This window comes from Phycisphaerae bacterium (assembly GCA_028714855.1).
GTDB lineage: Bacteria > Planctomycetota > Phycisphaerae > Sedimentisphaerales > Anaerobacaceae > CAIYOL01.
The window spans coordinates 142,023-154,987 of sequence record JAQTLP010000001.1; the positions used below are offsets into that span (position 1 = coordinate 142,023).

Genomic DNA, 12,965 nt, shown 5'->3' on the forward strand with positions numbered 1-12,965 from the left:
GTCAACTTAAAGCACCTGCAAAAAAAGCAGATGGGGAATTATCCCGCCTGCTTTTGATATTTCTACGAGGCCGCTAATCTCAGGCACATGCCTGCATATAATAATACGTCCATTCGCCCGTATCTGTACAGTTGCCTGGTTCTCCAGGAACTTCCATACAGGGTGACTTTCGGTACCTGGGCATTGGGTACTGGTAGCAGTTTCCGCTCGCGGCAACTCCACAGCCCAGTCGCGTGAAGAACTCCCTGCATTCGCCACCACATCCGCCAGCATAGACGCAGTATATAATATACCATTCCTGTTTTAGCAGGTTGCATTTATAGCCGGAGGCCCCTATGATATTACGAAGCTCGCTTTCGTCGATTTCGGCAAACTCGCCTTTTATAGCGTCTTCAGTATTGGAAATCAAAATCGCTATGCCACCGATCCAATCCTCCGGAAAGGAGTCAATATCTGTCCGACAGTAGAATTGGTTGCTGGCCAAATCCACCGTCCAGACATATTTAGCATCAATTGTCTCAAGAGCAACAAAATGTTTTCTGCCGGGTATATGCAGGATTGCCTTGCAATCGTGCAACTTCTTCAGCGTCTGGACATCGGTCTTGACAGCCCTGCAGTGAAGGCCCATGCCTTGTGCAAATTGCTTCATTTCATAAAGATTTGTGGATTTATCCGGCCCATTTACCAGCTGAGCGAACTGTTGGTCTGTGATATTTTTACCCAACTGCGAAGTAATATATTTTAATGCTGCCGTTGCGCAGTTCCTGGGTTGTGCACTTTCAGAAGCTGCATAAGCCAATCTTTCGGTTAAGAGCAGATTTGTATCGACTCCCTGTGAGTAACGATACGTTTCCGACTTACCGCCGCTAAGAGAAAAACGCTCTATCAATGCATCGGCTTCATAGATGACCTCGAAATCGTAACTTTCAGGAGCATTCGAATCTATACTGGTAATATCCCACAAGTCACGAGCCAATAATCTTTTTGACCCGGTTTCGTACTGCTCCAGCAAAATGGTGAATGGAATCCAACCGCCGGCTGTCAACTGATAGTTGGAGTATTGTTTGGAGGAAATGACAACACCATCCCTGCTTGTTAGACAGGATATTACGGCGTAATCCTTTTGCGGGTCCATTACAAACTCCATTTGCAGGCCATCAGGATTATTAAGCGTTAGACTTATTTGTGTTTGGCCATTAATTTGCTTTTCTATCGCAACAGCGTCCGCAGCGGCGAGATTATCGTATGAATAAAAGCCGTATCCCCAAGGAATCAAACCTGCTGTCAGCGACCCGTTGACAACATGGGGGATACGGCCTGTCGTATCAACGATGGCGTGATTGCCGGGCAGAAAATAAGTGGTATATTTTTCACCGTCCCAAGCGAATATACGTCTGGCATTCCAGTCCAAGTTAAACTGCTCGGTCATATAATTACCGGCCAGTTCTTTGCCGGGCCTTACTGAATCTGTGCGCGAATTTACGTTGATTTCCCAGTAAAATCTGTCTCCATCGAACTTTACAATGACTTTCGAACTCATCGTATATTCGTTGGACAATCTGTATCGAGTATTAAACGGCTCGGCATCAAGTCTCATTTTTTGCAACTCTTCCGTAAGCTCTCTTTTGTTCGGGCTGTCCTGATATTGCTGAATATCTTTGTTGATTTGGTCATTGACCATATCTGCGTCCATCATTTTCGGGGCTCTGTATTCTTCGTGTGCTGCCTCAATCGTCCCTGCGGGTATCCAGGTCTTTCTTGGCTGGTTTGTTATTTTTTGAAAGATTTGTAAAATTTCCTTTCTTTCCAAGGGCCTGTCTGCAAAAGCAGCACCACTAACAAACAATAAAAAAACTGCTATCGACATAAAATTTCTTGTCTTCATGATTATCTCCTTCTCTTAAATTCAGGCTGGTAAAATTTATTTAGCAACCAGACTCTTGTTGTCGGGACAATTGCTAAAAGTCTTTCTGTAGAGAAGGCGATTGTGAAACAGGAGATGTGGATTGCTTTCCGCCAAGTTTATCGAAATTAACCTGCAAAAAAACAAACATTCAGGTGGAATGCAGCACCGTTGCCATGCGATTTGGAGGGCACCTGCAACAAAAGTATTACAGACGAGTCCTGTTATTCGGCCTTTTCAAGCCAGAATTCGCAAAATAGTCTTAAGTCATTGAAGTCGACGTTCCCGTCAATATCAAGGTCTGCTCCCTGACACCAGCCGGGCTCGTTACAGCCTGTTTGCAGCCAGTGGGAGGCGAGTATTGCATAATCATTAAAATCAACTTTGGTGTCTTGATCTAAGTCTGGTCGGACATGGTTAAAGATAAGAGTATAAAGCGGCTCGGTTGTACTCACGTCGTAATTATAGAATTCAACGTTGCAGTAACCTGTATCTACAGCATTATAATCAATAATGAACCAGTCACCCGCATCCGGGTCTTCACCTCCATAGAAATCAAACCCGAAACCGGGATATTCGATTTTCACCACATAAGCAAAGTCACCGGCAGCAGGCAAACAAGAGCCGGGACACTCATATCCATTACAATCTCTTCCGTATAAAATATTTGTATCTTCCGTGACCAGAGCGCCGCCATACCACTCCTCAGCAACATCCGAACTGACAATAATCGTCAGTTTGGTCTCAACCATAACATCCCGGTATACGAAGGGGATACAGGGATCGGCTAATTCAAGGGGTGTGCTGCCATCAGAAAGGCATACTCTTGTCGAAACCTCTCCTGCCGCCATTGAGGTAATGCCAAAAAATAACATAAAGGCTATTATCTTTTTCATAATTTATTCTCCCACAAAAAAGTTGTTCTTGTCAAAGCGAACACAGTATAAAACTAAAATGCTACTGCCGAGAAAAGTACAAAACGCCTAATTGTCATCCATCATCAGCCCCTCATGCAAATGTGACAACATTCTGCACAACTCTTTCACATAAATCAATGGAATAAAAAAACTATGGTGCTCACAGACTTAAAAATCGCTTTTTAAGCTGGTATGGTATTTGCTATTACGTATTCGTATACGAATTAATGTAATATTATTACGTATACGTATTACGAAGACACTCATTCGTAAGCGGAGCGAAATCGTACAAGGAGGTGCGGGGGAAAATTGAGAGTAAATTTCAATCAAAAGCGAGGGTAGGCAGACAGCAAAACCGGAAATTTCGAAAAGATTTTTACTGCTTTTGTCGTAATAAGTTAGCTCAAAAAGCACAAATCAGACAAGCATTTTTTTCGCATCAAACGCGCAAGTCCCTCCAATTGCAGAGACAGCAAAAAAAGCGATATCTCGGAAAATTGGAGCTTAATATGGGATTCGACCTCAGCATTTTCAAAGACCCACAATTTGAGAGCGATTATGTCGAGTGGCTCGTTGATGAGCAATCGGCAGATATTCAGACGCACTTTTCAAAACTGTGGGAATACTATGCAAACCGGATGATAGAGAGCGATAGCTCGGGGATTTCTGACAAACGAGCAAGCGAATCGGGACGGTGCTACGTTCAGGCACAAGAACACGGGCTGCCTCCGAGGATAACAGGGGTTGTACACTCAGTAAATGCAGGAATTTTCGGCGCACGGTCAATCAAAGACGTGCAGCGGAAAGAAGTGGTGATAGAAAACGATATCGCGTGGCGAATAAATGCGGCGGTGGATTTTTTGTTCGGCAAACCAATAAGTTTTATAAGCCGGGCGCCGGACGGCCTTAAACGAGCAGAAATTGAATCTATATTGAAGGCTGTGTTTGAGGCCAATGGCGCTATCGGCTTTTTTCAGGATATGGCGGTGCTTGGAAGCGTCTATGGTTTTGTCGATTGTATTGTCAGGCCTGGCAGTGAGATTTTAGAGCAATTCACTTCTTCTTCCTCCCAAACTCTCCCGTTCAACAATGTGCTGCAATTAGCACAAACAATCGGCTTAGAACTTATCGAGGCGCCAAGAGCACTGCCTGTTCTGGAAGAAAACGACTATAAAAAAATCAGATATTACGTTCAGCATTTCTACCAGAAGAGAAACGCGATCAACAAGAAAAGCTCTTTTCTGGCAAGGCTATTGCTGCAAGGCAAACGGAGCGGTGACAGCCGGGAGACGATTGCAGTGACGGAAATTATTTCGGCAACAGGGTGGCAGAGGTATGAGAACAAACAACTTGCGGGAGAAGGCGAATTGCCCTGGGGATTTTTGCCGGTGGTGCATATCCAAAATATCGCTCAGCCATATTACTACGAAGGCCTAAGCGATGTTGAGCCGTTAATACCGCTGCAGGATGAGCTTAATACAAGATTGAGTGACAGGGCAAGCAGGATTACGTTCCAGTCGTTTAAGATGTATTTAGGCAAAGGGATAGAAGGCTTCGAGGACAGACCCGTCTCGCCGGGCATGATGTGGTACACCGATAATCCGGAGGCAACTATCGAAGAGTTCGGCGGAGACGCAACAACACCGAGTGAAGACCTGCACATTGCGGAAATTAGAGAAGCGATGGACAAAGCCAGCGGGGTGACGCCAGTGGTAGCCGGGGTTTTGAAGAATAAGCTCGGCAACCTTACAAGTGCAGTGGCCCTTAAACTTACGCTTATGGGGATGCTCTCAAAGAACGAACGAAAGAGATTCAGTTACAGCGACGGCCTCAAAAGAATCTGCAAGATGGTTCTGGATATACTCGACGGGGCTAATATTTACAGGACCGATGCTGCTGATAGAGAGATAGATATTATTTTCTCCAACCCTCTACCCGAAGATACGATGGAAAAGCTAAAGGAAGCAGAGATTAAAAAAGAGTTGGGCGTACCAACTGAGCAGGTGCTCAAAGAGTTAGGTTATTAAATCATAATGCAGGAGTCAAAATCCAAATGAGTCAGATCGACACAGATGAAAATATTTTGTCAGAGACAGAAGCGGGACAGGAAGAGGCCGGAAACAGTCTGAAACTTGTTCCGGTAGCAGAGTCGATTCGCTATCGCAAGAGAGCACAGAGTGCCGAGAAGAAAATCGAAACTCTGACTGAGGAATTAGCCGAGGCAAAGTCGCAAACCTCCGAAATGACCAAGGAATTGAGCAGTGTCAAGCTGGAACAAAAGCTGATACACAAACTGGCCGCTGCGGGGGCTATTGATGTGGAAGCAGCGGCATTAATTGCCAAAGCCAAAATAGGAGAAGATACAGAAGCGGATTTGGACGGCGTAATTGGGCAGTTAAAAAAAGAAAAGCAATATTTGTTCTCCGGCACCGGATCTGCTGTGACAGCGAAAAAGACCGCAGGAGCCAAGGACCGGACGCAAAACAGCCAGACAATACTCGAAAGAGCAGCTAAAAAAGCGGCAACAACCGGTAATAGAACAGATTTGCAGGAGTATCTGAAACTGCGAAGAAATTTTGTTTGATTGTAATGAAAAACCAGCCCATCACAAGCGGGCATAAATAAAAGGAGAAAAACAGATGGCTTTTACAGGAAAAGCAACATATTCAGCGGGCACGACTCTGCCGGAACTGGCGGAAGATGTGTCGGATTTGATTGGAATAATTTCGCCTTATGAAACACCTTTGCTGAACGCCTTAGGTGACCCAATGAAAGAGGCAAGCAGTACGCACCACGAATGGCTCGAAGACGAACTTTTACCAAACAAAGACGCAATCAACGACAGCACCTACACCAACCCGACTTCCGATACCGACTTTGTGGTTGACCACGGCAGCAGATTCCGGGCGGGCGACCAAATTCAGGTTGAAGGGTCAGAGGAATTGATGCTGGTGACAGCCGTCAACAGCGACACGCTGACGGTGATTCGCGGCTACGCCGGCACCGCTGCAGAGGCGCTCGCCGACAATAAGATAATTAACATCCTCGGCAATGCGGCTCTAGAAGGCGGGGACAAACCCGGCAACAGATTTACCACACGCACCAGGTGCGGCAACTATACACAGATATTCACTGCCGCGGTGGAAGTAAGCGGAACGGACATAGCTGCCAGCCATCTGGGCCTATCAGACGAGATGGATTATCAAAAGCAGGAACGGCTGCGCGAACTGATTCGGGACCTAGAGAACACGGTCATCAACGGCGGTCAGCCGGCGAGCAACCCAGAGGGCAGCGACTCGGCGCGGAGGTCGATGAAAGGCATTATTAAGCACCTGGCGACAAATGTTTTCCATACCGGCGACAGCGATTTCCCAATCGGCAGCGACCTTGACGAAGCAAAGATTAACTATGTGCTGCGCAAGATTTGGGAAAGCAGCAGCGGCAACGTGGACCTGATTGTCGTCGGCGGTTTCCAGAAGCGGAAGATAAACGCTTTCTGTGCCGACAGCCGTAGCTACGCAGCAAACGATACCACATTCACCGATATGGTTAGTATTTATGAAAGCGATTTCGGTGTTTGCAGGATTGTTACAACGCGGTGGATGCCGCAGGATGCGGCGCTGCTGCTGGATTCTTCGCGCATCAGCGTGCTGCCACTAGCGGGGCGGAGCTTTTACTTCAAGCCATTGGCAAGCAGCGGTGACTATGAGTGCGGAGAGGTGATCGGCGAATACACGCTGGAACTAAAGAATGAGGCGGCACACGGCCTTATTCGTGATTTGAGCACCGACTAACAACTGGGGGGCTACCCATCACACGTATTGGCAAGGGGGTGCCCAGAGACTTCATATGGTCTTTGGGCACTCAATCCTGCCGGTCAGATGAAATTGGAGCTATAAACAATGGTTAAATTTGCAAACGATGTGGACATTTTGAAGTACGAACCGGCACTGTTTGGAGAATTGCATCTGCCATGGCAGGTATTGGCGGCAGGGAGCGGCGGGGTGCTCAGCGGGACGACATTTACAGCAAGCGGTGCAGATTTCGTAAACGCTCAGATAACAGCAGGCCAGGTTATACATCTGCATTCCGCAGATGATTCCCTAGATGGTGCGTATGAGATAGTTTCGGTCAACTCGGCGACAGAGCTTACAGTCTCGGTAGTCAGAACAGATTCGGGCGATGAACCAATAGCTCCGCCAGCGGCCACTGATATAACCTACCGCATCAGCACGTTCGGGCCGCAGGCCGGTGAAGCCGGTTTTCAGTTGACGGAATACTTCGGCATCCGGCCGGGTAATCCTGCAAGCGATATAGACGCGGAGGATATTTTAGATGCCGATGTGCTAAGAACAGCATCAGTCTTTGCGGTCATATCAAGCATCTATACGATGTTAGCCAATAATGCTGAGGATGAGAATTTCTGGAAGAAAAGCCTGCATTACCAAAAGCTTTTTGAGAAGGTGAGGGAACGGTGCCGGCTAAGCATAGATACTGATGGTGATGGCACAGCCGATACCACTAAATCGGGAGCATCCAGAAAACTGGTACGTGATTAATCCACAGGGGGCAGGCAAAATGAGCGACGCGAAAAACCAAAATCAGCGCACCTGGCGGTTTGACCGCAGGGTAAACCTTTCTGTGCTGATTCAACTGGCGTTTTTGGCCTCGCTGATTATGGGAAGCTGGGTCAATCTGCAAAACCAGCTTAATTTGCTGCAGCACGATGTAACAGCACTGCTCGCCAGCCAAAAGAGCTTTGAGCAGAAGCTCGAATCACTTTAGGCAAAAAACATTTCGTATGAGTATCGCCTGCGAATGTTAGAGAAACAATTTCCGGAAGCAACCGCAGAGGACAAGTCTTATTAAATGTAAAGGAGAAATATTATGAGAAAAATTTTAGCAAGTATGTTGTTAGGATTTTGCTTTTTGTCGGCCGGCTGTGAGAGTCTGCGTTTTGCGCCATCAGAGACGCAGAAACAAAACGCATGGCTGCATAATCGGACGGCGGCGATAACCACGGAAACAGCAAAGAGTGAAAATACCTCGGAGCAGCTTCAGGCCTTAACGAAACTGGCTGAACTGCAAAGCAGGGCGTTTGTATCTTACAATGGCCTGCCAAAGGAGTTTCCACAGGCGGAAACGGCGGAAGATTGTCTCGCTCAGTCGAACCGGCAACTCACACAAACGGCTTTGGCTCAATCAGCCGAAAGGCCTGATACGTGGCAGGCGGCTGATTCGGTGCTCGAATTGGCTATCGGCGTATGCGCATTATTCGGCGGCGTGTTTGGGACAAGGGCGGTGAGATTCTTAAGGGATGCTCAAATTAAATCGAAGGCCTTGAAGGAAATTGTCGAAGGCAATGAGCTATTTAAAAAGCAGAACCAGTCTTCTGTGGAAGCTTTCAAGCAGGCCCAGCAGAACCAGTCGCCCGAGACCCGCCAAATCGTCGCTGAAATGAAATCATAAAATGATGCGTCAAAGTCTGTTTCGTAAAACAAAGGGCTGTGAAAAAACACAGTCCTTTTTTTATTATTTCATTTTTACAAAACCGCCGTCACAACTTGCGGCCCTACAGTGGTGAAAAAATAAACGAGTGCAAACCGGTATCAGCTTTGGTAGAATCAATGTAAGGATTAAGGGAATAAATGAGCGAAATAGAAATTAACACTCAATATCAGAAGCGGAAAATATCAAAACTGGCTATTGCTTCCCTAATACTGCCCGTTGTACTTTTCATGGGCGGGATATTAAGCGAGATATTCATTGCTCGTTTAAAGTTAGAATTAGAATTGGTTGGGATTACTCTAATAATAATTGCCGCACCTGCAGGTCTTATTTTGAGTGTTATAGCATTGGTGTTAATTAGAAGGAGTAAAGGGGCGTTAAGTGGAAAAGGATTTGCAATAGGCGGGATAATTATCTCTGTGATTCTTCTCCTTTTATTAGCCTCTGTAGTCTGTATTTCTTGTTATGTGCTTTGTTATGAAACGCCATACGATGATTCTAATCCGAAAGCTATTGTAGCTAAAATCGAAAACAACTGCGGTTTTAAATTTCCTGCAAAAATAGAGTCTTTAAAAGCTGCAGACAAATTCGCTGGCGGAATAGACCGGCCCTATGTTTTTGTAATTAATTTTACCACTGATAAAACCGGTTTTGTTGAATTAAGAGATTCTTTTTCTCAAATAGGTGGTTGGTCGGAAGAAATAACCTTAAAAGAAGGCGATAACATACGTGATAAGAGTGGCTCCTGGTCCAGAAACGCTCCGCAATGGTGTAGTGAAAAAATTCCTAGAGGCAAGACTTATGAAAGCTTTTTGTTATGCAAGAATGATATAGGCCTACTTGATACCATTTTTGTTGAAGTAGCAAACTCCGGAGAGGTTGTTGTATATATGTACGGCTGGGGAGATAGCCGACAAAAAGAGAAAAAGAATGATTTGAAATTAAAGTGAAAAACAAGGGGAATTATGAGAGTTTATAAAGCTGCGTATAAAAACTTGGGTTGTAGTATAGATGATGAAAGAAACTTTCTATATGGCTATGAATTGTATGGACGGCAGGGCGCGTTGATAGATTTATTATTTTCTATTTATTACTTTCTATTTACATTTCGTCGCCGATTGGCAAGAACAACAAATCATAAATCATAATTAATAAATCGAAAATTAAAAATTGGGTCGATTCAAACCGGAAGGTTCAAGAAATCTGCTCGACATCTAAAGCATAGCCGCCCGACAAACCTCGGACCCGCTAACCCGATTTCAGCCAGGTGAGCGCCTCGTCGGGGTCAGCGAACTGCTTGACTCTTATGCCCAGAATGGTTGCCACATTATTAAAGAACTTAAACTCGTGACCGTGGGGTGATGCCGGGTCAGAAACAGCAGCTATTTTGAATTCCGGTCCTACGCCGATTTTCATAAGCATATCGGGCAGGTCATCTATTTGCGATATGGTAAACTTGGGCTGCATCTGCCGAAAATCGATAAGAATCTTGTGCGAGCCGTGCTCTTTTGCAAAAGGATACAGTTCCTCGGCAAACCTTTTGTGCTCATCCCAGTCCATAACGCCGGACGCCTTCACGCTCACAATCCGGTCTTTTTCCAGATAATCAATCGTCCAGTCCATTGCCTATCCCTCGGTAAAGTGTTATGGGCTTACACATTCAGTAAATCAACCGTTTTTGTAGTTTTCAACATAAATTTAAAAAAATTCAAACTGTTGAAAGACTTACCACAAAGCCTACAATGTGGGGTTATGATAGTCGGCGTATTGACAGCTCAACTGCATTTGCACGGAATAAATTCGCTGAAAGAAAAGCGAAGCATCGTCAAGAGTCTCATCGGCAGGCTCAAAAGCAGATTTAATATCTCCATTTCCGAAGTCGACCATCAGGATGAAAAGACATCCGCAATTGTAGGAATTGCGCTGATTTCGAATGACACACGTTTTATAAATCAGCAGTTCGACAGCATCATCGACTTTATGCGAGGTGACGGCAGGTTCTATCTGGGGACAGTTGATCGCGAAACATTCGGTTCGTAACCGCTCCTAAAACATCATATCGACCGCAAACCTTGCGCCGAAGAATATGTCAACCGCCATCGCCGAGCCGAGAAGCGCCCATCGCAGCCAGGCCAGCCGCAGCTTTGCGCGTGCTATAAAAAAAACGGCTAAAAGCGCAACTGTGCCGGCTATGTATAGTTTCGCATCCATCAGGAAGAGATTTGCGTATTCATCGCCTAAACCGGCGAAGACCTGAAAGTATTTTGTCGCCTGCAGGAGTGTCACGATGGCAAGGCCGGCCATAAATGCCATGCTAAGCAATATCCATCTTCTGTCGGACAGACCAGCCGAGCAAAGCCCCTGCAGGCCTGCGCCGATAAGAATCGAGCAGCATAACACGGAAAAGCTCAGCCAGATAATCGGGCTTACTCCAAACAGCGGCTGGCAGGACGCCAGAATCACTCCGAGACAGAAAATTATAAGCACGCTCCACCGCCGGGCGGCAAAGAGCATTGCGAACCCCATCACAAGCGCAGCTACGGGGACATGATAGAACCCAACCGAAGTCAACCCATGCTTAGCTGTAACAAGCGGAGCCGCCAATCCCATAAGGTCGGCGAAACGCAGGCTGGTCTGCATCGGGACAGCAAACAACCGATAGTGAGAAGATGCGCCAAAAAACAGCAGTATTGCCAGAAACGGCAGGATTGCTAACGGCACTCTCAGCCACTGCCATTTGCCTTTAGGTCCGAACGCAGCCGGCAAAAACAGCCATGGCATCATCGCCGCCAAGAAGCCCGCCGTCGGGTGGTAACCAGCCAGTCCGAGCGCAAAAGGCCCGAAGCCGTAAATGGCTCCCGCAAAAAACGAACCGAGAAAACCCGGCACCCACCGCCGACTTAGCGAGAAACATCCCAAAGAGGCCAGACAAACATTTACAAGGATGAGAAATTGCAGTTTTGTGAAGGTGTTAAAATGCGGCCAATACAAATAGATTGCAAAGCTGAGGTAAACAACCGCCGCTGCGGTAAACCTGCCGAAGGTTTTACTCATCCGCTACTCCCGCGAAAGTGGTGACGATTTTAGAAATAATTCTAAGGCGCAGGCCGTGCTTTGTCTGGTTAGAGTGCGGCCTTTGTTTCCGCCATCTTCCTCGATGATGGTTTTTTCGTTTCGATTATGTCTATTGTTGTTTTCGGAGACGCCGACCCTGGGCATTCGCCTGTCCAGCAGTATAGGCAAAGCTGCTCTTTCGGCAGACCGATGGCCCCAACCATATCATCCACAGTCTGATATTTAAGCGTCGTTACTCTTAAATCCTCAGCAATCCATTGCACCATCTTTTTGTATTTTTCGCCATTGCAGTCTATATATTCCGAGACATCCTTTACGTCATGACCTTCTAAGCTGCGAATGGCTCTGCGGGCGGCAAGTTCGTGAATCGAGCGGGTGGAAAGATTGAATCTGCAGGGAAACATCAGCGGGGGACATGCAGGTCTTATATGCACCTGCTTTGCGCCGCAATCCCAGAGCTTCTTTATGGCAAAGTTCTTAAGCTGTGTCCCCCTGACGATAGAATCCTCACACACAACAACGCTGTTGCCGTCGATTATCTCTTTAATAGGGACAAGTTTCATCTTCGCGATGAGATCGCGTTTCTGCTGGGAGGGCGGCGTATAGCTTCTTCCGTAACCGGATGTATATTTGACAAGAGGTCGCCTGAACGGTTTGCCCGACTCCATTGCGTATCCCAATCCGTGAGCCAATCCTGAATCAGGGACCCCCGAAACCACATCAACCTCGATATCTTTATCGTGTTTCGCAAGGCAGCGGCCGCACCTTTCTCTTACGGCTTCCACATTTATCCCCTCGTAGCTCGACGCGGGAAAGCCGGTATATATCCAGAGAAACGCGCATATCTGATTAGTGCACCTGCCGGGTCTTTTCTGAACTATGCCGAACTCATTTATCAGGACAATCTCCCCCGGCTCAACGCTTTTTACGGCTTTGAAATCTGTATTCGGAAAAGCGGTTGTCTCGGCGGTTACTGCCCAGCCGTCTTCCCGTTTGCCGATAACAAGAGGCGTATATCCAAACCTGTCCCTTGCCGCGTATATCCCATCCTTATGCAGTAATAACAATGAGCAGGAACCTTCTATAACATCGAACATTTTCTCTATGCCGTTTGTCAGACTTCTCCCCTGATTGATCAGCTTCGCTATCAGTTCAGGCGTATTGACGGCTTTTTTGCTGCTCATCTCGCTGAATGAAACGCCTTCACTCAGCAGCTTCTCGGCTAACTGTTCGGCGTTTTCTATAAAGCCGCTGGTAACAATGCAGAACGGCCCAAATCGGGAATTCAGATAAATCGGCTGCTCATCAGCGTCGCTGATAACGCCGATGCCTTTGCTGCCGGCCATAGACTTGGCATCATCACAGAATTTCGCCTTGAACTGGCTGTGCTCAAGATTATGTATTTGCCTGGTGAAACCTTCTCCAAGCACCGCCATCCCGCCGTATTCGGTCCCAAGATGTGAATGATAATCCGTCCCGTAGAAAAGTGTTTCCGAACAATTGCCCTTCAGGGCGACCCCGAAAATGCCGCTCATATTCCACCTCCATTGTGTAACTTAATG

13 protein-coding genes are annotated in these 12,965 nt (G+C 46.7%); 8 read left to right on the forward strand and 5 right to left on the reverse strand.

Annotated features, from left to right (window positions below; genetic code table 11):
• Positions 1–79: 79 nt before the first annotated feature.
• On the reverse strand, positions 80–1,885 hold the full coding sequence (locus PHG53_00645; protein ID MDD5380135.1) for a cysteine peptidase family C39 domain-containing protein: 1,806 nt from the start codon (positions 1,883–1,885) through the stop codon (positions 80–82).
• A 242-nt stretch (positions 1,886–2,127) separates the two neighbouring features.
• The gene (locus tag PHG53_00650; protein ID MDD5380136.1) at positions 2,128–2,799 is read right to left on the reverse strand and encodes a hypothetical protein; all 672 of its coding nucleotides are present in this window, start codon (positions 2,797–2,799) and stop codon (positions 2,128–2,130) included.
• A 530-nt stretch (positions 2,800–3,329) separates the two neighbouring features.
• Between PHG53_00650 and PHG53_00655 the strand changes: the two genes are divergently transcribed.
• From PHG53_00655 to PHG53_00685, 7 genes are all read left to right on the forward strand, one after another.
• Positions 3,330–4,847: a phage portal protein gene (locus tag PHG53_00655; GenBank protein ID MDD5380137.1), complete on the forward strand. Its 1,518-nt coding sequence runs from the start codon at positions 3,330–3,332 to the stop codon at positions 4,845–4,847.
• 26 nt (positions 4,848–4,873) lie between these two features.
• Complete coding sequence (locus PHG53_00660) at positions 4,874–5,404, forward strand: hypothetical protein (protein ID MDD5380138.1); 531 nt, start codon at positions 4,874–4,876, stop codon at positions 5,402–5,404.
• A 55-nt stretch (positions 5,405–5,459) separates the two neighbouring features.
• Positions 5,460–6,614 carry a DUF5309 family protein gene (locus tag PHG53_00665; GenBank protein ID MDD5380139.1) on the forward strand — a complete coding sequence of 385 codons (1,155 nt, stop codon included), beginning with the start codon at positions 5,460–5,462 and terminating at the stop codon, positions 6,612–6,614.
• A gap of 108 nt (positions 6,615–6,722) precedes the next feature.
• Positions 6,723–7,379: a hypothetical protein gene (locus PHG53_00670; GenBank protein ID MDD5380140.1), complete on the forward strand. Its 657-nt coding sequence runs from the start codon at positions 6,723–6,725 to the stop codon at positions 7,377–7,379.
• Positions 7,380–7,398: 19 nt separating this feature from the next.
• Positions 7,399–7,605: a hypothetical protein gene (locus PHG53_00675; protein ID MDD5380141.1), complete on the forward strand. Its 207-nt coding sequence runs from the start codon at positions 7,399–7,401 to the stop codon at positions 7,603–7,605.
• A 102-nt stretch (positions 7,606–7,707) separates the two neighbouring features.
• Positions 7,708–8,289, forward strand: a complete 582-nt coding sequence (locus PHG53_00680) for a hypothetical protein (GenBank protein ID MDD5380142.1) — start codon at positions 7,708–7,710, stop codon at positions 8,287–8,289.
• A gap of 179 nt (positions 8,290–8,468) precedes the next feature.
• Positions 8,469–9,278: a DUF4190 domain-containing protein gene (locus tag PHG53_00685; protein ID MDD5380143.1), complete on the forward strand. Its 810-nt coding sequence runs from the start codon at positions 8,469–8,471 to the stop codon at positions 9,276–9,278.
• A gap of 298 nt (positions 9,279–9,576) precedes the next feature.
• Here the strand turns inward: PHG53_00685 and PHG53_00690 are convergent, their stop codons facing one another.
• Entirely contained in the window at positions 9,577–9,951 is a 375-nt protein-coding gene (locus tag PHG53_00690) for an STAS/SEC14 domain-containing protein (GenBank protein ID MDD5380144.1), read from the reverse strand.
• Between the two features lie 129 nt (positions 9,952–10,080).
• Between PHG53_00690 and PHG53_00695 the strand changes: the two genes are divergently transcribed.
• Positions 10,081–10,368 (forward strand): DUF503 domain-containing protein, encoded by a 288-nt coding sequence (locus PHG53_00695; GenBank protein ID MDD5380145.1) that lies wholly within the window; start codon positions 10,081–10,083, stop codon positions 10,366–10,368.
• A 6-nt stretch (positions 10,369–10,374) separates the two neighbouring features.
• On the opposite strand, the gene PHG53_00700 is transcribed toward PHG53_00695, so the two are convergent.
• Together PHG53_00700 and PHG53_00705 are read right to left on the reverse strand one after the other, a co-directional pair.
• The gene (locus PHG53_00700) at positions 10,375–11,382 is read right to left on the reverse strand and encodes a hypothetical protein (GenBank protein MDD5380146.1); all 1,008 of its coding nucleotides are present in this window, start codon (positions 11,380–11,382) and stop codon (positions 10,375–10,377) included.
• Positions 11,383–11,450: 68 nt separating this feature from the next.
• The gene (locus tag PHG53_00705) at positions 11,451–12,938 is read right to left on the reverse strand and encodes an amidophosphoribosyltransferase (GenBank protein ID MDD5380147.1); all 1,488 of its coding nucleotides are present in this window, start codon (positions 12,936–12,938) and stop codon (positions 11,451–11,453) included.
• Between the last annotated feature and the right edge of the window lie 27 nt (positions 12,939–12,965).